This is a genomic window from Leptotrichia buccalis C-1013-b, assembly GCF_000023905.1.
In the GTDB taxonomy this organism is placed as follows: Bacteria; Fusobacteriota; Fusobacteriia; order Fusobacteriales; family Leptotrichiaceae; genus Leptotrichia; species Leptotrichia buccalis.
On record NC_013192.1, the window covers coordinates 1,742,682 to 1,764,565 of the forward strand.

The window sequence follows — 21,884 nt, forward strand, 5'->3', positions numbered from 1 at the left end:
AGAGGAATTTTCTAATTTTATATTTTTATTTTCTTTTTACTATTTATATTACTTTTTTTAATTATTTAATTATCTAGCATTCACTGCTTTTGGCAACTTTTCATATTCATCTTCTGACAATATCCCAAACCATTCAGTCGAACCGCCATCTGACAAAGCAATGTGAGTAAACCAACTGTCTTTTGCCGCTCCGTGCCAATGCTTAACATTTTTAGGAATATTCACAACATCTCCTGGATGTAATTCTACTGCTTCTTTCCCATCTTCTTGATACCAGCCATGCCCATCTGTAACCAACAATATTTGTCCATTTGAATGAGAATGCCAGTTATTTATAACTCCCGGCTCGAAAACAACATTGTGAATACCAACTTTTGAAGTATCAGTCGGATCAACCAATGTTTTTAGATAAGTTTTCCCATTAAAATATTTTGCATAAGCCTCGTTATAATCGCCTTTCCCAAACAAGCTGCTTACAGGATCAGCCGTAATTTTTTTACTCATTTTTTTCACCTCTGTTTAATCAAAAAATATTTCTCTTTTTCATTAAAATTTTTTTATTTTTTCTACCCAAGCTCCAATGCTTTCCAAGCTTTCATTCCAACCAAATCTTTTGCCTTCAATAATATTCAAATCCGAATAATTTTTTTTCAAAAAATCTGTCGAGCCTTTTATCCCGCTTCCACCTGATGTCGCAAAAGTGATAATCTTTTTCCCGTTCAAATTATGTTTTTCAATAAAAGTCTGAATAATACGAGGCGGAATATACCACCAAACTGGAAATCCAACAAACACAGTATCATAATCATCAATATTCTCTACAACATTTTCAATTTCTGGACGGCTAAATTCATCATTCATTTCCACTGAACTTCTACTTTTTTTGTCGTTCCAGTTCAAATCCTCAGAAGTATACTCAACTTGCGGTTTTATCTCAAACAAATTTTCCCCAGTTGCTTTCGCCAATTTTTCTGCAACTTTTTTTGTTGTCCCTGTCGCTGAAAAGTAAGCCACTAATACTTTATTCATAAAAAATTACCTCATAAAATTAGATAAAATCTAAATTTTTTATTTTCTTATGATTTATTTTACAATATTTATCCTATTATATCAAATACTTATTTTTTATAGAAAATTATGCTTTAAAGGCATAACTATGTTTTAAATTTATTATTTAATCTCCATTTCCTCCTCAAAGTCAACTGGATTTTTCCCTTCCATTTTTTTCCCTTCGAAATAAACGTTATTTTTATCTTTCCCATATTTCCCACTCATCGTTACTCTAAAACTATCTTTATCCGCTCCATTTATTTTTACAAATTTATTTCCATCCATAAAATAAACGCCATTCTTATCTTTGAAATAATTGGAACTATCCATTGGAGAAGTAATTCTTTGAAGAGTTTCTAAATCAATGCCTTTACTATTCAGTCGAGTTAGTTCTATTGTTTTTTTGTTATCTTCAGTTTCAATAAATTTATAAATACCATTTTTATCAATTAAAATTTTATCATACGATAATCCGCCATTAAAATAACTAAAATTATCAGAACTAATCCCTTTTAATTTTTTCCCTTCATAAAAGACGTTATTTTTATCTTTTATCCAAAGCCCGTCTATTCCTTCGGCACTATTAACATCTATTCCTTTAACTTTTTCTCCTTCAAAATAAACATTGTTTTTGTCTTTTGCAATAAAAGTATGATTTTCGTTGTCATATTTAAATGAATTTGGATCTGCTCCTTCTATTTTCTTAAACTCATTTTCTCCAAAATAATAGAGATTTTTATCGTCTTTATAATAATTTCCGCCTATTTCTTCAAAATTTTCAAGATTGACTTTTTCATTGATTGGAATTAATTTTATCTCATTTTTTTCTTCATCTTCGTCGATTTTATAAAGTCTGTTTTTATCTTTTATAAAATTACTTTGTATTTGTTCAAAACCGTCAGCGACAATCCCATTTATTTTTTTATTTTGATAATAAACATTATTTTTATCCTTTGCAAAATAAATAGAACTGCTGTAAGGTGAATTTAAAACTTCAAATGTCGCCAAATCAGCATTTTTTATTTTATAAAGATTATTATCCAAATCATAATAAATATTATTTTTATCTTTATAATAATAGTCATCAATATGTTCAAAAGTTTTTAAATCTAATCCTTTTATATTTATTTTTCGAGTCTTTATTTCTATATTTTCATTTTCTTTTTCAATATCTTCTAAGAAATACAGTCCATTTTTATCTTTTACAATATTGGAACTAATTTTTTCGAAAGTTTTTGCATCAATTCCATCCAATTTATATTCAAATAAATAAAGGTTTTTGTCATCTCTCGCAAAAGTATTATCCACCATTTCAAATGTTTTCGGATTTACATAGGATAATTTTTTGAATTTTATTTTACCATCTCTGTTATCCATAAAATAAACATTGTTTTTGTCTTTATAATATTTGCTATAATATCCTCCAGCAAATTCTAAAGTTGCAACATCCACTCCTTCTATATTTTGCACTCTTGGTATGAAAGTTATACCATCATCTGCTCTATCCAAATAAAAAACATTCTTATAATCTTTTATAAAATTCAGATCATTGTCTAATATTTCAAACCCTTTCGGATTCACACCTTCCAATCTCTGTTTTTCAACATATACACTATTTTTATCCTTTGAAAAAATTCCTGGCTCAAATGTATCTGCATCTGCTCCTTCCAGTTTTTTTAATTCTTGTTTGTCCCCATCCACCTCAACATAATAAACTGAATTTTTATCTTTATAGAATGTTCCTTTTAAAATATTCTCAAAACTTGCCACATCAATGTTCAAATTTTTTATTGGTTTTATTTTTACTTTATTGTTATCAGTTTCATAAATTTGGTACACGCCGTTCTTATCTTTCAAATAATTTTCATCAAAAATTTTAAGCCCGTCCAATCCTACAAAATCGAGCTTTTTTCCATTATAATAAACATTTTTACTATCCATTCCATAATTTTCTTCTACAACTTTAAATGTATTATTATCAGCATTTTTTACTATTTTTATTATCCCGTTTTCATTATCCACAAAATATACATTATTCCTGTCTCTTATATAATCGCTATAATAATAGCCAACATTATTCAGAACTTCTAAACTATTTATATCAATTTTTAAATCTATTTTTCTTATTTCTCCATTATAAAAATAATACAGATTATTCTTATCTTTTACAATATTATTCAGATTAATCATATTCTCGGCACTTTTAACATCAATTCCGCTTTTAATTTTTTTCAAATCGTTATCTGAGTGGTAATAAAAACTGTTTTTATCTTTATAATAATCAAAAATTCCAAAATATTTAAATGTATCAAAATCAATATTCAGGTCGTTTATTTTCTTCGTTTTAATTTTTTCAGTTTCTTCATCATCTGAATCTTTCTGGCTCTTATACATCAAATAATAATTATTGCCACCTTGAAGGATATAGTTATCCTGCCCTAGTTCTTCAATAACTCTAGCATTATTTGGACTAATCTCATCTATTTTTTCTCCAAGATAATAAACTCCATTGTTATCCTTTCCAATTTCCTTGCTCAAAGTAGAAAAGCTATTTCTATCAATATTTTTCAATTTTACAAAACCTTGTCCATCAGGAAATTCGCCACCATATTTAATGGCAAAAACATTTTTTTTATCGCTAAAATAATAAGTATCTCCCATCATTTCGAAGCTTACTGCATCAATATCCTTAATGTCTTCATTCCCTTCAATATAAAAAACTCTATTTTTATCTTTTGCTATAAAACTTCCAAACTCCTTAAAACTTTCAGAATCCACATTTTCCATTTTTTTCCCTTTGTAATAAACATTCTTTTTATCTTTTGCAATATAATAATCCAAAATTTTAAAAGAATTTCTATCCGCTTCTTTTATCTTATCTATATTTTCATAAATATAGTACACACTATTTTTATCACCAAAATAATTTGTCTCAATTTCTTTATCATTTTCTAAAGTTCTAAAAGTTTTTACATCAAGTCCATCTACAGATATTTTTTTCGTGTTTATTTCATTGCTTGAAAAAAACAATGCTTGTTCAAGTTTAACTTTATATATATTTTTATCATCTTTTATATAGTCTTCATTCAAAATTTCAAACTCTTTGGGCGAAACATTCTTGAGTTTTTTCCCAAGCAAATATACATTTTTATTATCTTTCCCGTAATAGCTATCCATAACCGTCTTATTTCTACCTTCAAAACTTTCAAAGCTTTTCGTATCCGCTTCCTTCACTTTCGACTTAACTTCAAAATATGGCATTTCATAATAAATTTCCCCATTTTCTTTCAAATATTCCGCATTTACAATACTTCCTGCCAAAATAAATAAAACTAGAATTTTTACTAAATTTTTTCTTTTCATGCACTTACTCCTTTTTTATAAGTTTTAATTTTTAGTAAATAAAATACTTTTTTATTTTATCAACTTTTTATTCTCTTTCTATTTTTATAAGATTCATATTTTCATCAATTTTATAAAACTCATTATTATATTTTATCTCATTTTCTACAATTTTAAAGTAATTTGGATTAATATTATTTAACTTTTTCCCTTGATAATAAACATTGTTTTTATCCTTTGCATATAAGTATTCAATAACTTGAAACGTTTTGTAATCAGCATTTTCTATCTTTTTTATCTCTAAATTTTCTTCATCCACAAAATATACATTTTTTTCATCTTTTATATATTCATTACTTTTTTCGCCATTTTTTTCCTTCAAAAATTTAAGTGTTTTTATATCAGCTTCATTTTTAAATTTAATAAGCGTTTTTCCTTTTTTTATATCATCAGTTTCATCATAATAATAAAAATTATTTTTATCTTTATAAACTCTCATGGAAAAACTTTCAAAAGTATCCCTGTCAATTGGGAAATCCATTTTTTTCGCATATATTTTTTCATTCAAATCATTTTCATAAATAAGATAAAAATCATTTCCGCTTTTAATGATATTATCAGGAACGCTGCTTAACAAAGTCAAAAAATTAAAATTATTCGGACTTATGCCCTTCACTTTTTGCCCATAAAAATACAAATTATTCTTATCTTTCGCATAAAAATAGTCCAGATAAACAAACGTTTCCAAATCAACTTTTTCATCAATTTTTTTCATATCAAAATAAGCATTGTTCTTATCTTTAAAATAATAATCTCCAACCGATTTAAGCGTTTTTGTATCCACATCTTTCAATTCCTTTTTTTCATCAGCATCAAAAACAATTTTCTCATCCTTCACAAAATGACTTCCAAATATTTTAGCACTTTTAGGATCTATTTTTTCAATCTTTTCCCCTTGATAATAAATATTATTCTTATCTTTTGCAAAATCATTTTCCAATATTTCAAATGATTTTTTATCTATATTTTTTAATATTCTTGTCTTTTCTTCACTCCAGTCCCGATAATAAATTTCTCCATTTCTTTTTATATATTCTGCATTTACAATATTTCCTGCCAAAATTAACAACCCAAATATTTTCAACAATTTTTTTATTTTCATAATTATTTTCTCCTTATAAAAAGTTACGCTAATTATTTATAAAAGTCCACAAATCTCAATAAACACAATATTTTAAAATTTATTTTTCTAATTCCAAAACTCCAGTTCATCTTCTTCCATATTTTCTTTATCTTCATTCTCATTAATATCTAACAAAATATCATCAATTCCCAAATCATTCATTTCAGGGTCAATTTTATCAAGAAAATTTGTAAATTCCTTTTTAGCCTTTTGAATACTAATTTTATCACCTGTACGAACAATTAAGCTATATTTGTCTAAATAAGTCGAAATACGATTACGGATTTCCATATTTACAATTTCAGAAAAAATCCTATTCGCTCTTTCTATTAGCAACTTGTCTTTGTATTGATTTTCTGATTGAATTTTCAATTCTTCTAATATTTTAATTCTTTCATTTTTTTCCTCTTCCGACATTTCCCCATTGATAATAAGTTTATTTCTCTTTTCTCCTGTACTCAATGCAGTCACTTCTGCTTCCAAAATACCATTTATATCATAAGTAAATCTCACTTCAACATTTTCACGCCCAGCCAAATTTCTTGGAACATTTATTTCAAAATCTCCTAAAAATAAATTTTCAGCTATATTTAAACTTTCTCCTTGATAAATCGCAATTCTTATCACTGTCTGATTATCTTCAGTCGTAGAAAAAAATTCAGCTCTACTTGTAGGAACTGTCGCATTTCGAGAAATAATTGGTGCAAATCTTTGTCCAATCACTTCAATTCCAAGCGTAAATGGACACACATCTGTCAAAATTCTTTCCTTAAACGCCTTATTTCTTTCCTTCATTCCAACAGTTACTCCAACTCCATAAGCAACAACTGTATCTGGATTTTGAACTATTGATACAAGTTTTTTTCCATCAACAAAATTCATATTATCCAAATATGTATTTTCTCCACGCATTTTGTTAAAATATTTTTCTACAAACTCTTCAATAATACCAAGTTTTACTCCTCCACCGACTAAAATTACTTTTTCTATCTCATGAGCATTCGTATTTCCGTCTTGCAATGCTTTGTCTATTGCATTTTTTATTTTCACAAGTAACGGTTTCACTGCTTCTCTAAATTCTTTCTGAGTAATTTCTGTTTTATAGTTTTTTTCTACAATTTCCATTTCTATTTCTACATCTTTTATACTTATTAACTTTTTGACTCTATCAGCCTTCGTGTACAATTTTATTCTTTCATCACGACTCAAATCCAATACAGATTTCTGAATATTTCTCAAAAAAATTTCACATATTTTTGTAGTAAAATCTTCCCCGCCAAGCATTGTATCCCCACTTATCGAAATCACTTCCATAATATTCTCAAATGTTTCAAGCAAAGTAACATCAAATGTCCCTCCACCCAAATCAAGCACCAAAAATTTTAAATTTCTATCCAAAATATGACTTCCTAATGACAAAGCAGCAGCTGTCGGTTCATTTATAAGTCTTTCTACTGTAATTCCTGCCAGTTCTGCCGCTATTTTTGTATCTTTTCTCTGCTTATCATTAAAATACGCCGGAACACTGATAATCGCCCTATCTATTTTTTCATTTAGCTGTCTTTCCGCATTTTCCTTCAAATGTTTCAGCACAATCGAAGAAAGCATTTGTGCATCAAAAACTCTATCTTTTATTTTAATTCTCGCACTTGTCCCCATTTTTCTTTTAAAATTACTTGCAGTTTCTCCAGAATTTCTCATCCTTCTTTCTTTTGCTAATTCCCCTACAATAATATCACCATTTTCATCAATTCCTACAACAGACGGAATCAAAATATTCCCATACTCATTTTTTACAAATTGTATTTTCCCATTATCATCAATATATGTTGCTAAACTATTCGTTGTTCCTAAATCAATTCCAATCATTCTTCCCATTTTCATTTCCTCCTTGATATTTTTTTAAGACAAATACATCTAATATACTTAATACTTGTTTTGAAAAATCTTTTAATCGCTTATATCTAATATTTGTAGTTACAATCATTTTTGTAATTATAACTGCATTAAAAAATATATATTGTAATATTAATTTAAAATAAGGAACATAACCTAAATCTACTGATGCTTCATCACTAGTCTGAATAATTTTTCCTATCAAAATTATTCCACTAATTAATAAAATAGATAAATAACTTGATATCCCATATTTCTTACTCCATTTAAATTCTTTTTCATTCACAATATTAATCCAATCTATAATTGTAAACAAAATAATTCCTATCATCGCCACATCTTTAAGTACATAAATAACACAAATTATTGTGAACATCGCTGCCATCCAAGCCAAAAATTTCAAACAAATTATCGAAATCAAATACAATACCATCATTATTGAACTCATTACTGTCATTACAAACTTAAAATTATTTTTTGAGTTTTCTTCATTTTTGTTATTAAAAATTTTCATAGAATTACTAATTTCACGATATGAATTTTTAATTTTACTTTCGTATTCATCTTTCATCATATGCATTCCAATTCTACGCAACATATATTTAAAAACATTTTTATCTTTTCCTGTTGCATCAAAAGGATACAACGCAATATTTATTCCGAATACCTTAAAAACCATAACATTCAAGTAATTTTGAATAAATATTTCATATCCATTTTCATTTTCCAAAATATTTTTACTCTTAATTTTTTTTGTAATTTCATCTAAAATTTTATTATTTGTCTTAGATTTTCTTTGATTTTTCCCCAAAATATCCAAAACAATGTCATTTTTTTCATTAGAATCACCAAGATTATAAATCAAAAGTTTTTTTTCAATCTCAGTTATATTACTCCAATCGTTATTTTTCTCCAAAATTTCCCTAATTTGTTTCTTCTCAAAATCATCAAAATTATAATGATATTCAGATAAAAGTATGTCATATTCATATAGTGGACGATTTTCTGAAAAAATAAGTTTTCTGAATTGTTCCAACCACTCAGATATTGATTTTTTCTGTTTTTCTTTTTTCTCAAAATTATTTGTATTCTCTTTTTCCTCTTTATTTTTTTCAAAAGTTTTTTCATTTTCATAATTATTCTTATTAGAAAAAATATCTTCAAATTCACTCGTATTCTTTCCCTCAGAAAAAATATCTTCAAAATTTCCAAAAAAAGATTTTTCTTTATTTTCTTCAAAATTCTTTTTCACTCTTTCAAAAAACTCTGTATTTTCATTATTTTTCTCAGTCGTCTCATTCTCTGATTTCACTTCATCAAAATCAGATTTTTCAAACTCCAAAGCAATCCTATATGCTTCATTAATTCTCATAAACATTTCAGGAAAATCTTCAGGATGATATTTTTTCAACATCTTGGAATATGCAATTTTTATTTTCTTTTTATCATCTGTCGGCTCTATTTCCAGTATCTCAAATGCTCCCCTAAACTCCAAAATCATCACTCCTTACTTTTTTAAAACAAACACATCTAAAACTTTCTTTGAAAAATTTTTCAATCGTTTATATCTCAAACGCGAAATTGCTATTGTTTTAAAAAATATCACTAAATTTAAAATCATATACTGGTATACAAGTTCAAATTTAAAAAACATAGCATAAACATATATTACTGTAATAAAAAAAACATTAAAAAACTCGATTCATTATTTTTATTCCATTCAAAATTTTTTTCTTTTAGCAACACATTTATATATTCTGATATTATGGAAAATACAAAAAGTATCCACATAATCATAATTTCATTTAAAAACAAATATAAAATATAACCAAAAATCAACACACCAACATATAAACAACCATACAATTTCAATGCAATACTATCTTTTGAAGATTTCATATCAAAAATATACATCAAATTATTAATTACATTAAATTCATTTTTTAGCCTATGTGTCATTAATTTGATTATTCTCTTTAATGTATTTGAATTTTCCACATCTTTTTTAGAATACAAAGTTATATTTTTTCCAAATAGTTTAAAAATTTTAATATCCAAAAAATTTTCAATAAATTTTTCATACCCTTTTTCATTATCTTTTTCTTTTTTGCTTTTAATTTTTTCAGAAATTTCAATTAAATCTTTGTCAGATACGCCGTCCATTTTATTTAAATTATACTTTAATAGTTTCTTTTCAAATTCCGTTAAATTATAGTTTTGGTTAAATACTCCATCTTCGTTCATAAATTTAATAATCATCTGTTTTTCACTTGTATTAAACTTATGATGAAAATTTTGCAAAAATCTGTCATATTTTTCTAACGAACGAACTTCACACAAAAGAAAATTAGTAAAATCCAATATCCAATTATACATTTTATCAAAATCCAAAATCATTCCCTCTCTAAATCTTCTTTGTTTTCAAATAAAACGGCATAAGCAATCTAACTCCTTTTAAAAATTCCTTTGTCAAATCTTCAAGATTTTCAAATTTTTTAATTTCTTCCACGTTAAATTTAACAAGTACTTTTCTAATATTTCCCTCTTTCATATCTTCAAGTAATTTTTTCCTATTTTTCTCATTTCCTTCAATTCTATCCAGCATACAGTTTTCCTTACTTTTTGAAAACTGCACAAAATAATACAGCGGCTCCTCAATCGGAACTTCCAAAACTTTATTTTGATTTTCAAGCGTATTTTCACCAATTTTACGCTCCACAAAGCTCACTTCCAGCGAAACCCCAACTTTCTTAGTTTTTTCATTTTTAAAAACTCTCAAAGCAATCCCTGATTCACTTTCAATATCTCCTTCCTGTTTTAAAAATACCCAAAGATAAGGACGAGCAATTTGTGCCTGATTCATCCAGCTGCTAACTTTCTGTAATTGAAATCCTTCCATTTTTTCTTCCACAGATTTTGCAATTTCTGTAAAAGCTTTTCGTGCAGCTTGTCCTTTTTTTCTAAAAAGTTCCATATCTTCCTTTAAATCTCCTGCTTTTTCAGGTTTTATATATTTTCTTTCAGCATAATCTGTATATTCGATTAATGGTTTGTAGTTAAATTTTTTTGCCATTTTAATTTCTCCTTTTATTGTAATTTTTTTAAAATTATATCATATTTTCAGAAAATTATTAAAACAAAAAACTGTATACTTTCTTCATCAAATATAGAAAAAATATACAGTTTTATTTTTATTATTTAGAATTTTTTCTTTAATAAGTAAAAATATTTGCGACAAAAATTTTCTTTGCTTTCTTTTCCCAATATTCAAGAAAAATCGCAATTTTACAATCTTTATGCCTATGCCAGAAACACCCATTCACAAATACTGCAATATTATGTTTCAAAATAAAAATATCAGGCGTTCCTGGAAGCTGTGAATAATTTACTCTGTACCTGTATCCCATTTATAAAGGAATTTATGGGTATAGATTTCAGGTTTTATATTTTATTCTTGCTGTATTCTAGATTCTTGTGAGAGGATTTTTTTTATTTTTCGACATCCTTATGGACATTTACCTGGATCAATTATGCAGGCTCCTCCTATTAGTGCTGTAGGTGCTAATATTGCTGTTCCCAGTACTACTGCACAGGAATTTAACATTGTAATGCAAAGTATCAATAAAAATAGTAATTTCCATTTTTTTATAAATTTCATAAAATCACCTTTTACTTATTTTTTAATTGCATCTAAAAACTCATCAAAACTATCAGAAATTGCACAAAAAAAGAATAATTCATAAATATTAATATACACTTCTCCAGTTCTTCTTTCAATGAATAACAACATAAATTCTTCATCTTCCGCAATTGGAATCAAATCTTCTTTTTTAAACTCTTCAATTTCTGTTTCTCCAAATAACATTTTATACATTTGAAACCAATGTTTCTGCTCATTTTTTACTTCTTCATCTTCAAAAAACAATTTATTTGGAATGTCTATTTCCATTTCATCAATATTGTATTTTTCATTTAACAGTTCACCAACTACTTCCTTTTTCATCCCTGTAAGCATTGGCAAATATGAAAAACAGTAATCCTTTATTTCGTCAATTGTTTTTTTAGAAATTTTATATTTTACATGATTTTTTATAGCTAAAGCATCAAATTTTTCAACTTCATCTTTATATTTTTTAATATTTATTTTATCCAAAAATTCCGAATTAAAATATTCTCTTTCCTTATTTTTTCTTTTCCAAGAATTTTCATAATCAATTATATTATTTTCCATTAAACTCTCAATTCTTCCCTATCCTCAACAATCTCATCCTTATATCTATCCAAAATCGGATCAATCTCATTCTTCACAAAATCCTCAGTCTGCTGCCCAGCAAATCCAGTATAATTAGCAGAAACCAAGATACCTTCCATATCTTCTGCTTTAAGTCCCAGTCTACCGTCTTTTATAATTCTGTCAATTAATCTATTGGGATTTCCATTCAACTTAATTTCCTTTGTTTCTTCCATCGAAAGTTCTCTTATAATTTCGTGAACTTCTTGTCTATCCATTCCTTTTTTAACTGATTCCATAATGATATTTTCAGTTGCCATAAATGGTAATTCCTTTTGAATATTTGCTTCAATTACTTTTGGATAAACAACAACTCCATCCATAATATTAAGCCAAATAATTAAGATTGCGTCCACTGCTAAAAATGCTTGCGGAATCGAAAGTCTTTTACTTGCAGAATCATCCAGCGTTCTTTCAAACCATTGTGTTGCAAAAACTAATGCACCTGTTTGTGAGCTTGAAATTACATATTTTGCAAGTGATGAAATTCTTTCACTTCTCATTGGATTTCTCTTGTATGCCATCGCACTTGACCCAATTTGATTTTTTTCAAACGGTTCTTCCAATTCTTTCAAATGTTGCAACAATCTAAAATCATTTGTAAATTTATGTGAAGACTGAGCAATATTTGACAATAAATTCAAGATTTGTGCGTCCACTTTTCTATCGTAAGTTTGTCCTGAAACACCTTGTTTTTTGCTAAACCCAGCTTTTTCAGTAACCAATTCATCCAACTGTTTTACTTTTTCAAAATCTCCTTCAAATAATTCTTTAAAACTAGCCTGAGTCCCAGTAGTTCCTTTGACTCCTCTAAATCTCAAGTGCTCTAATCTAAATTCCAATTCTTCAAAATCAAGAAGCAAAGAATGAAGCCACAATGTCGCTCTTTTTCCAACCGTTGTAAGTTGTGCCGCTTGAAAATGAGTAAATCCTAAAGTCGGTAAGTCTTTATATTCCAATGCAAAATCTCTCATTTTTTCAATCAAAGTAAGCATTCTTCTTTTAACAACCAAAAGCCCTTCCTTAATTTGAATCAAATCAGTATTATCCCCAACATATGCACTTGTCGCTCCCAAATGAATAATTTTTCTTGCATTTTTCGCCTGTTCTCCATAAGTATGCACATGAGCCATCACATCGTGTCTTAACTTTTTCTCAAATTTTGCTGCAACTTCAAAATCCACATCATCTTTATATTTTTTAAGTTCCTCAATTTGTTCATCAGTAATAAAATCAAGCCCAAGCTCTTTTTCAGCCTCAGCCAAATTTATCCACAATTTTCTCCAAGTTCTAAACTTAAACTCAGGTGAAAAAATATGCAACATCTCCTTACTCGAATATCTCTCCGCCAACGGATTTGAATATATGCTCATATTTTCCATTTTCTTAATTCCTCCTACTTATTTTTTTATTTATACTTTTCTTCCTTTTATTATTTCACAATTTCCCCATTCCAGTCCTGTATTCCACCAAAATCAATCACATTTGTATAACCTTTTTCAATTAATTTTAATGCTGCTTCCCTGCTTCGTCTTCCGCTTCTGCAATAAACTAAAATTAAATCGTCTTTATTTTTCAATTTTGCTTCTGCTTCATTTTCAATAGTTTCCAGCGGAACAGAAATCGCATTTGGAATATGCCCTTCGTTATATTCTTCCAAAGTCCTAACATCTACAACTATAGCTTTTTGAGTTTCCATCATCTTTTTAGCTTCATCTGAAGTTATTTTTTTATATTCTACTTTTTTCCCATTTTTTGCTTCTTTTGACATTACTAAATCCTGTTTTTCATTTCCTGTTTTACTACAAGAAAATCCGAATACAGAAAATATTCCAATGATTATCAATAACACTATTTTTCTTATTTTCACTTTTCTCTCCTATTTTATTTGTTTACTTTTTTATTTTATAAGATTTTTATTTTTTTCAAGAAATTGCTTCCTAAATTTTAAAACTTTATTTTTATAATTTTCAACACCTCTAGATTTCAATAACAATTCTAATTCATCAGTATTTAATTTAAACTTTGAATTTGGTTGCTTTTTTAACTTCGCTATTTCAGCAAAAAGGTCTACACACCTGTCTTCAGAAATCAATAAAAATATATCTTTTGAATTTTTATCTGTTGTTATTCTTGTAAATATCGGAATAAAAAAACTATACACTTTATCTTCGTCTGAAAAAACAAATTCATATAAAGGATATTCGAGAGTTTCTTCAATACGAGAATCATTTAGTACAAAAGGACACATTTGTTCTTCTATGTATTCTAAAGTATTCGTTAGTTTTATCCCATTATACTCAATATCCTCTCTTGTTTTTATAAAATTCTTATTCCTATCCAAAAGTCTTTTCCTAAATTCCAAAATCTTATCTTTTGAACTTATTTCATTTCCCAAATATCTATTCACATAATCTTCAAGTTTTTCAGTATTAAGTATAAACTTCGACCTTTTCCCTTTTGTTAATTCTGCCACTATAATGTTTTCTGTACTATATGCCAAATGATTTTTATATATTATTAAAAATATATTTTTATTTTTTCCTTTTATAATTTCTGCATTTTCAGGAATATAAAATTTATAACTCTCATTTTCATCTTTATAATTAAATTCATACAAAGAATTATCCAATATTTCTTGAATACTGGATTTTTTTTCTTCTTCATCAGAACAACAATGGGATATCCTATCACAAATTTCCTCTAAACTTTCTTCAATACTTTTTCCATTTATACCACCAGAAAAACTACAAAAACTTATCAAAAGAAACAATATCAACCTTTTGCTCATAATTTCCTCCAACTTCAAAAATTACTTCACAAAATCTCCCAAATCATATCTATAAATATTCTGACTTCTTTCAGGTCCAACCGAAATCATAGAAATATTACATTTCAATTTCTTCTCAATATATTCAACATATTTTTTACAATTTTCAGGCAAGTCCTCATAATTTTTTATTTGAGTAATATCTTCTTTCCAGCCATCTAATTCATCATAAATTATTTTCAAATTTTTAGATTTTCTCAAGTTTCCAGGATAAGAATGACATACTTTTCCGTCAATTTCGTAACCTACTGCCACTTTTATTTTTTCAAATCCTGTCAGTACATCCAATTTTGTCAATACAATATCTGTCAATCCGTCAATCAAAACTGCATATCTTCCGATTACTAAGTCAAGCCATCCACATCTTCTTGGACGTCCTGTTGTTGCTCCAAATTCGTGTCCTACTTTTCTTAAAGTTTCTCCGTCTTCGTTTTCTAATTCTGTTGGGAAAGGCCCTTCTCCCACTCTTGTTGTGTAGGCTTTCATAACTCCCAGTATTCTTGAAATTTTTGTCGGAGCGACTCCTGTTCCAACTGTTACTCCGCCAGACGTTGGCGATGATGAAGTTACATAAGGATAAGTTCCGTAGTCAATGTCTAGCATTAACGCTTGAGCTCCTTCAAAAAGCACTACTTTCCCGTCTTCAATTCCTTCATTAATTTCCACAACTGCATCAATTATTCTAAATTTTATTTTTTCAGCAAGTTTCATAAATTTTTCATAAAGTTCTTCCAAATCGAAAGTTCCTTTACCGTATCTAGTCAGCATATCATTTTTTTCTTTTACATTCCAAGTAAGTTTATCCCTAAATCTTTCAGGTTCTAATAAATCTCCTATTCTAATTCCGTTTCTTGCGATTTTATCAATATAGCAAGGTCCGATTCCTCTTTGAGTCGTACCAATCTTGTTTTCACCCATAGCTTCTTCCTTAGCCTTGTCAATCTCGATATGATAAGGCATTATTATGTGCGCTCTTTCATCAATGAACAAGTTATCCAGTTTTTTTCCTCTTTTTTCCAGCTCATCAATTTCTTTTAATAATACTTCAATATCAACAACAACTCCAGCCCCAATTATACATTTTCCAGCCGAGTTAATAATTCCAGATGGCAATAAATGCAAAATAAATTTTTCATCATTTACAATAACAGTATGTCCTGCATTATTTCCACCTTGAAATCTTACTACATAGTCCGCTTTTGGAGATAATACATCTATTATCTTCCCCTTTCCTTCATCTCCCCATTGTGTCCCTACAATTACAAAAGTGTTACTTCCCATATTTTTATTCCTCCTAAATTTTTAGAAAAACTATTAATTTAAAGCCAATCAGACAAAAAATCTGTCTAATTTAACCCGACTAAAATTTTACCTTTTTACTTCTTATTTTACTATATTTATTATATTTTTTCAATCAATTTGAAATTATTGATAAAATAATTTTTGCATAGCTAATCAAATAATCTACAAAAAAAGCAAGAATTATTTTTTTTAATCAAAACAACTCCTGCTTATCAATTTTTATTTATTTGTCAACAATTTATTTTCCCTCAAAATAATCAAGTACTTCCAATAAATTGTCAAATTTTTTATAAACCAACTTCATAATTTCCTCTGTTGGAGTTAATTTATCTGGCACCATAATCGGAAATGTCCCAGCTGCATGCGCTGCCCTTACTCCATTGAACGAATCTTCAAAAACTACTGTTTTTTCAGGAGATACTCCAGCTTTTTCTGCTCCTTTCAAAAAAACCTCAGGATCTGGCTTTCCGTGAGTTACATCTTCTGCTGTAATAAAATGGGAAAAATATTTTTTTACATCTTTTCCTTCAGTTAATGCATTTGCCATACGTAAATCCGAAGAAGTAGCTAATACCATCTGTTTATTATTACTTTTTAAAAATTTCAATATTTCTTCTGCACCTGATTTTAATGGAACTTCACCTTTTAAAGCTTTCTCAAAAATATGAGCCTTAACTGTCCCCATCATTTCATCATATGGAAATTCTTGTCCCAATTCTTCTTTATAAATTATTCTTGCGCGTTCATCTGTAAGACCTGTAGTTTTTTCTATAATTTCCTTTGTAATTGTATATCCCTTTCCTTTAGCCACTTCACGTCCATATTCCACATAAATTGTTTCAGTATCAAACAATAATCCATCCATATCAAACAAAAACAATTCAATTTCATCAAAAAATTTTTTCCCCATCAACTTCACTCCTATCTATTTTTTATTTTTCATTCTCAAGTATCGAAACAGACCGATGTGCAACCGAAGTTATCACTTCATTAAACTGCAATATTCCCACACTAAGAAATATCGCCACAGCCAAATGTTCCCCTTCCCTTGCTAGCCCTATTTTTCCACCAACACTAAGTCCGTTTATAATCGCTTCAATTTGACTCATTGCTTCCCGCATCGCACCGATTACAGCACCATCGTGAGCATGTACATCCTGAATCAGATTATTTCTCTTTGCCGCCATTAATGCACTTTCTATAAATTTAAAACGGGATTGGGGCATTGCACCACCGACATTCACTGCAGCAGTTTTTATACCAACTTTTCTATAATCCTGCATCAATTTTCTTTCTTCATCACGTGAAGAAATTGACATTTTTAATGCTATTCTGCATATTTCCACACTTTTATTATTTTCTTCCATTTTTTATCCTCTTTTTTATCTTTTTAAAAGAAGCTCAATAGCTTCTATGTATCCATCTTTCCCTTTTCCATAAATTTGGGCAATACAGGCAGGTGCTGTAACCGATATTTTCCTAAATTCTTCCCTTTCGTGAATATTGCTCAAATGCACTTCCACAGTTGGAATCGATATTGACTTTATCGCATCAAAAAGCGCATAACTATAATGAGTGTAAGCTCCGGGATTTATTACGACTCCATCAAAGTTTCTAAAATATGCTGACTGTAAAAAATCAATAAGTTTTCCCTCCGAATTTGACTGCAAAATATCTATTCTTACATCTTTATCTGAAAATTTTCCTTTTATATAGCTGCAAATGCTCTCATAATCATCATTTCCGTAGATTCCTTTTTCCCTGATTCCTAAAAAGTTCAGATTAGGACCATTTATAATCATTATTTTTTTCATTTCCACTTTACCATCCTCATCTTTTTAATCTAAAGTTTCCCCTTCAAAGCCGTAACTATCCTATCTACAATTATATCCATATCATCATTATTTTTCACAATAATATCCGCATACTTTCTGTACAAATCTATTCTTTCATCATACAATTTCTGAATGTTGTTAATATTTTTCAAAAGTGGGCGTTTCTCATGATTTTCTTTATAAATATCAGCAATTTCCCTGTTTAAAAATACTACAATTCCATTTTTTTTCAAAATATCAATATTTTCCTTCTTTTTAACAGCTCCACCGCCTGTCGAAATAATAATTCCATTTTTTTCAGACAACTCCTTCAGATATTTTGTTTCAAGCTCTCTAAAATATTCTTCTCCCTCGTTTGAAAAAATATCAGAAATAACTCTGTTTTCCTTTTCTTCCAAATATTTATCTGCATCTAGAATAGGATAATTAATTTTTTTGGACAGCCAATACCCGATTGTACTTTTCCCGCAGGCAGGCATTCCAATTAATACAATATTTTTCATAAGTTATTTACCTTTTCTTTACATTTTCTATTTTCAATATTACACTCTTTTAAACTGATTTTCACTTTCCACATACTCATACCCAGCTTCAGCAAATTTACTTAAAAGTTCATTTTTATTGACACCATAATAATTTGTCAAATCATCCAAATCTAGAAATTCATCACGTAATTTCATATTTATAAGACTATAAAGCAGCATAATATCTTTTGTTTCAAAATTTATCATTCTTTCTAGCTTCTCCTTTAAATTTTTTTAAATTTTTTATCAGATAGGTAAGGTTTTACAGTATTAGTTTCACTTTTGATTCATCGTTTTCATCAATATTTTCAATAGCGACATTTTTACTTGCTTCCATAAATAAAGTATAATATTCATTTCCACGTTTTTCCAAAAAATCTCCAATGTTTACATTTTCAATTCCAAGCTCTCCTGTAATTTCATATATCTCACTGTAAATTGTTTCTAAAAATCCTATATCGAAAATTGTAAATAATTCTGGCTCTTTATCAATTCTAAAAAATGTTTTTTCTGGAACAACAAAATATAATGTTGACTCATATCCCATATTTATTCCAAAAATTCCATATCCACGGTGCTCCAGCTCATAATTTATAAGCGAATACAAAATATCAACAAGAGATTCATCGTATTCCAGTTCTTTTGAACGAATACTATCCCAGTTAACGTCCAAAGTGTCAGGATCTATTTCATTTTTTTTCAGCAATTCTCTAAATCCATCAGTAAAGCCTTTTGACATAAATTCATAAAAATAGCTGTTTGAATATTTTACTAAATACTGATAATAAAAATCTGCAAATGTTTCTATTTTTTCCTTATCATTATTTCCATTCCAATATTCTTCTCCCAGATATTTCTTCACAGATTCTTCTGGCTCAAATAAATACTCTCTTCTAGCTTCCACATATTTTACAAACTCATCTCCGCTTAAAACTTCTGATGCGAAATCATCCAGTTCATTGTATATTCTTAAGTCAAGATGTCTATGCTTATCATTTACTTTCAAAGATTTTCTATCTTTTGGAATAGAATTGTCTTCATTTTTTTCATTGTTTAAATTCTTCTCACTCATTTATAGCTCCTTTCACTTTTCAATTATTTATTTTATATTTTTGTTATTGATTATCAGCCTTCTTTTCTATTGACTGTATTATAAATTTTATATTTGAGATATTTTCAAATTTTACTAATTTCTTCATTTTTTCCTTATTTTCATAAGACAATGAAGATGTATCTATATAATCGTCAAACCATTTATCATAATTTGCATAAGATTTTCTTAATTTCTTAAGTTTTACTTTTGATATAGCTGCCGCCTTTTTCATTGTTTTATTTTCATTTCCTCGTTTATCCAAGGCTTTTTCCAATTTATCATATTCTTGATTTACAAGCGTTTTCATTTGTAAACTTGACATTTTTTTGTATTCATCCTTCTGTTTCGCATCTTGTGAATTATACAGATAATCATAAATTACATTAATATTATCGTCTATCGTCTTACTGTCCTTTTCAGCTTCAAGGTAAGTATTCATATTCAAATTGAATGTTTCAAGCAGTAAATAAGTATTTGTATATGCATATGATTGAAATTCACTTTTATCAGCTAAAAAATTTCCAAATGCACTTCCTAAAAACTTTGGATATTCTACAACATAGTCGCTATAATATAAATACATTGTTCTAAAATTTGATCTTCTATTTCCAGAAAGTTTTGCAAATTCATTATCAAAAAATGTACGATTTTCACTATACAAACTTGACATTATTTCAGCATAGACACCTTCCATTAAAGTTACGTTCTTTTTAGCATTTACAGGAACAACCTGTGAATTAAAATATTTATCAAAAACAGCCTTCTGTATTTCATTTCCTTTATCAATAATTTCCTGATTTGTTTTTGAAAAACCGATACTTGCAATAACAAGTATTCCCATTACTAATTTTTTTAACATTTACTTTTCCTTTCTAATTTTACCATTGTTTAATTTTCTAAATTTATTTATACAATTTTTCTGATAATCTTTTATGTATTTCTTCCAGAATTTCTGTACCATATTCTTCATCATGCCAAATTTCTTCAGACTTTATTGCCTGTGAAATAAGCATTATAAGTCCATTTGTTACTTTTACTCCTTTTAATTTATATTTTGTCATAAGAACCGTTTCTTCAGGATTATATACAATATCAACTACTGCATTCGTGTCAATAAAATTCTTTCTCTCAAGCGGACAATTATCAATAGCTGGGTACATCCCAACTGGCGTACAGTTTACAATCAGCTCAATATCTCTAAGCCCTCCAATTGCCGAATAATGAATCAATCTGTCCTGTGTTCTCACCTTAAACGGATCATTTTCAATAATTGTCGCAAGATAAATATTTTTCGCCCCATTATCAATCAATGCATTATAAATCGCCTTTGAAGCCCCTCCAGTTCCCAGCACGAGTACTTTTTTATCATTTACATCAATATCATTTAGTTCCAATGTTTTCAAAAATCCAAAATAATCCGAATTATCTCCAATTAATTTCCCATCTTTTAACGTTATCGTATTCACTGCTCCAATTTTTTTAGCAATTTCCGAAACTTCATCCAAATATTTTATAACTTCCAATTTATAAGGAATAGTAACATTTATCCCATTAAATTTCCCATTTTTTATCTCGTTCATTAATTCCTCAAGCTGCTCAGTTTCCCTTTCAATCATCTCGTAGCTAGCTTTTTTCCCAGTCAGCTCAAAAAAAATCTCATGAATCTCCTTTGAATAGCTATGTCCCAATTTTTCCCCTAACAATCCATATTTTTCCATTTTTCTCCCTCTTTCTGCAAAATTAATTTCTCAAGCCATTTAATTCTTTTTGTGTCAATTCCCGATATCCTCCAAGTTCCAAATTTTCATCCAGCAAAAGATTACCCATTTTCACCCGTTTCAAATAAAGAACTTCATTTCCCACAGCTTTAAACATCCGCTTTACCTGATGAAACTTCCCTTCTGAAATCGTTATATACACCGAATTTTCATTTTTGTTATTTTCATTTTCACCAAAATCAAAATCTTCACTTTCCTTTTCAGAATTATTACAGATAATTTCAACTTTTGCATTTTTTGTAATAAAATTTTCTTCCAGTTTTATTCCATTTTCCAATGTTTTTATATCATCTTCACTAAGAGATTTCGTAATTTTCACATAATATTTTTTATCCACGTGCTTTTTCGGAGAAAGTAAATTATGCGATAAAATTCCGTCATTTGTAAGCAAAATCAAGCCTTCTGTGTCAATGTCCAGCCGTCCGACTGGAAAAATATCGTAAGTTCTATATTCATCATTTAACAAGTCAATAACCGTTTTATGGTGACTGTCCTCCGTTGCAGAAATCACTCCAGCGGGTTTATTCATCATAATGTAGACAAATGGTTTGTAATTTATAATTTTATTTTCATATTTTACAATATCTTTTTCTTCATCAACGTGAATTTTCCCATCTTTTACAAAAACATTATTTACGCTTACTTTCTTATTTTTCAAAATTTCCTTAACTTCTTTTCTCGTTCCAATTCCCGAATTTGCCAAAAATTTATCTAATCTCATTTATTTCAATCTTTCTTTCTTAAAATCTTTAAATCCAAA

The 21,884-nt window shown here is 28.1% G+C and carries 24 protein-coding genes; all 24 read right to left on the bottom strand.

All coding sequences use genetic code 11. The annotated features are described in order from the left end of the window. Positions 1-69 precede the first annotated feature (69 nt). Entirely contained in the window at positions 70-504 is a 435-nt protein-coding gene (locus tag LEBU_RS08130) for a cupin domain-containing protein (protein ID WP_015769860.1), read from the bottom strand. A 42-nt stretch (positions 505-546) separates the two neighbouring features. Continuing rightward, the gene (locus LEBU_RS08135) at positions 547-1,029 is read right to left on the bottom strand and encodes a flavodoxin (RefSeq protein ID WP_015769861.1); all 483 of its coding nucleotides are present in this window, start codon (positions 1,027-1,029) and stop codon (positions 547-549) included. 141 nt (positions 1,030-1,170) lie between these two features. Next, the gene (locus LEBU_RS08140) at positions 1,171-4,413 is read right to left on the bottom strand and encodes a DKNYY domain-containing protein (protein ID WP_015769862.1); all 3,243 of its coding nucleotides are present in this window, start codon (positions 4,411-4,413) and stop codon (positions 1,171-1,173) included. Between the two features lie 67 nt (positions 4,414-4,480). Then, positions 4,481-5,554, bottom strand: coding sequence for a DKNYY domain-containing protein (locus LEBU_RS08145; RefSeq protein ID WP_015769863.1), 1,074 nt, complete (start codon positions 5,552-5,554; stop codon positions 4,481-4,483). 87 nt (positions 5,555-5,641) lie between these two features. After that, the gene (locus LEBU_RS08150) at positions 5,642-7,453 is read right to left on the bottom strand and encodes an Hsp70 family protein (protein WP_015769864.1); all 1,812 of its coding nucleotides are present in this window, start codon (positions 7,451-7,453) and stop codon (positions 5,642-5,644) included. Further along, a complete protein-coding gene (locus LEBU_RS08155; protein ID WP_015769865.1) occupies positions 7,431-8,966 on the bottom strand; it encodes a DnaJ domain-containing protein in 1,536 nt (511 codons plus the stop codon). Before LEBU_RS08155 ends, LEBU_RS08150 begins: the two co-directional genes overlap by 23 nt. A 173-nt stretch (positions 8,967-9,139) precedes the next feature. Then, positions 9,140-9,862 (bottom strand): hypothetical protein, encoded by a 723-nt coding sequence (locus LEBU_RS08160; RefSeq protein ID WP_162009828.1) that lies wholly within the window; start codon positions 9,860-9,862, stop codon positions 9,140-9,142. A 13-nt stretch (positions 9,863-9,875) separates the two neighbouring features. Next, positions 9,876-10,544, bottom strand: coding sequence for a hypothetical protein (locus tag LEBU_RS08165; RefSeq protein WP_015769867.1), 669 nt, complete (start codon positions 10,542-10,544; stop codon positions 9,876-9,878). 139 nt (positions 10,545-10,683) lie between these two features. Continuing rightward, positions 10,684-10,878 carry a PDDEXK family nuclease gene (locus LEBU_RS11615; RefSeq protein ID WP_049756110.1) on the bottom strand — a complete coding sequence of 65 codons (195 nt, stop codon included), beginning with the start codon at positions 10,876-10,878 and terminating at the stop codon, positions 10,684-10,686. A 98-nt stretch (positions 10,879-10,976) separates the two neighbouring features. Further along, complete coding sequence (locus LEBU_RS08175; RefSeq protein ID WP_015769868.1) at positions 10,977-11,129, bottom strand: hypothetical protein; 153 nt, start codon at positions 11,127-11,129, stop codon at positions 10,977-10,979. A gap of 15 nt (positions 11,130-11,144) precedes the next feature. Then, positions 11,145-11,702, bottom strand: a complete 558-nt coding sequence (locus LEBU_RS08180; RefSeq protein ID WP_015769869.1) for a hypothetical protein — start codon at positions 11,700-11,702, stop codon at positions 11,145-11,147. Beyond that, the gene (purB, locus tag LEBU_RS08185) at positions 11,702-13,144 is read right to left on the bottom strand and encodes an adenylosuccinate lyase (RefSeq protein WP_015769870.1); all 1,443 of its coding nucleotides are present in this window, start codon (positions 13,142-13,144) and stop codon (positions 11,702-11,704) included. Before purB ends, LEBU_RS08180 begins: the two co-directional genes overlap by 1 nt. A gap of 50 nt (positions 13,145-13,194) precedes the next feature. Then, the gene (locus tag LEBU_RS08190; protein WP_015769871.1) at positions 13,195-13,632 is read right to left on the bottom strand and encodes a rhodanese-like domain-containing protein; all 438 of its coding nucleotides are present in this window, start codon (positions 13,630-13,632) and stop codon (positions 13,195-13,197) included. Positions 13,633-13,662: 30 nt separating this feature from the next. Beyond that, positions 13,663-14,553, bottom strand: a complete 891-nt coding sequence (locus LEBU_RS08195) for a hypothetical protein (RefSeq protein WP_015769872.1) — start codon at positions 14,551-14,553, stop codon at positions 13,663-13,665. Positions 14,554-14,574: 21 nt separating this feature from the next. Continuing rightward, entirely contained in the window at positions 14,575-15,873 is a 1,299-nt protein-coding gene (locus tag LEBU_RS08200; protein WP_015769873.1) for an adenylosuccinate synthase, read from the bottom strand. Between the two features lie 259 nt (positions 15,874-16,132). Beyond that, positions 16,133-16,804 carry an HAD family hydrolase gene (locus LEBU_RS08205; protein WP_015769874.1) on the bottom strand — a complete coding sequence of 224 codons (672 nt, stop codon included), beginning with the start codon at positions 16,802-16,804 and terminating at the stop codon, positions 16,133-16,135. 22 nt (positions 16,805-16,826) lie between these two features. Beyond that, entirely contained in the window at positions 16,827-17,261 is a 435-nt protein-coding gene (locus LEBU_RS08210; RefSeq protein WP_015769875.1) for a HutP family protein, read from the bottom strand. Between the two features lie 15 nt (positions 17,262-17,276). Further along, positions 17,277-17,708 (bottom strand): type II 3-dehydroquinate dehydratase, encoded by a 432-nt coding sequence (gene aroQ, locus LEBU_RS08215; RefSeq protein WP_041760983.1) that lies wholly within the window; start codon positions 17,706-17,708, stop codon positions 17,277-17,279. A gap of 29 nt (positions 17,709-17,737) precedes the next feature. Continuing rightward, entirely contained in the window at positions 17,738-18,232 is a 495-nt protein-coding gene (locus tag LEBU_RS08220) for a shikimate kinase (RefSeq protein ID WP_015769877.1), read from the bottom strand. Between the two features lie 39 nt (positions 18,233-18,271). Then, entirely contained in the window at positions 18,272-18,460 is a 189-nt protein-coding gene (locus LEBU_RS08225; protein ID WP_015769878.1) for a DUF4250 domain-containing protein, read from the bottom strand. A 55-nt stretch (positions 18,461-18,515) separates the two neighbouring features. After that, the gene (locus LEBU_RS08230) at positions 18,516-19,325 is read right to left on the bottom strand and encodes a hypothetical protein (RefSeq protein WP_015769879.1); all 810 of its coding nucleotides are present in this window, start codon (positions 19,323-19,325) and stop codon (positions 18,516-18,518) included. A gap of 43 nt (positions 19,326-19,368) precedes the next feature. Continuing rightward, the gene (locus LEBU_RS08235) at positions 19,369-20,205 is read right to left on the bottom strand and encodes a hypothetical protein (RefSeq protein WP_015769880.1); all 837 of its coding nucleotides are present in this window, start codon (positions 20,203-20,205) and stop codon (positions 19,369-19,371) included. Positions 20,206-20,248: 43 nt separating this feature from the next. After that, positions 20,249-21,064 carry a shikimate dehydrogenase gene (aroE, locus tag LEBU_RS08240; protein WP_015769881.1) on the bottom strand — a complete coding sequence of 272 codons (816 nt, stop codon included), beginning with the start codon at positions 21,062-21,064 and terminating at the stop codon, positions 20,249-20,251. Between the two features lie 22 nt (positions 21,065-21,086). Continuing rightward, the gene (locus LEBU_RS08245; RefSeq protein ID WP_015769882.1) at positions 21,087-21,845 is read right to left on the bottom strand and encodes a pseudouridine synthase; all 759 of its coding nucleotides are present in this window, start codon (positions 21,843-21,845) and stop codon (positions 21,087-21,089) included. Between the last annotated feature and the right edge of the window lie 39 nt (positions 21,846-21,884).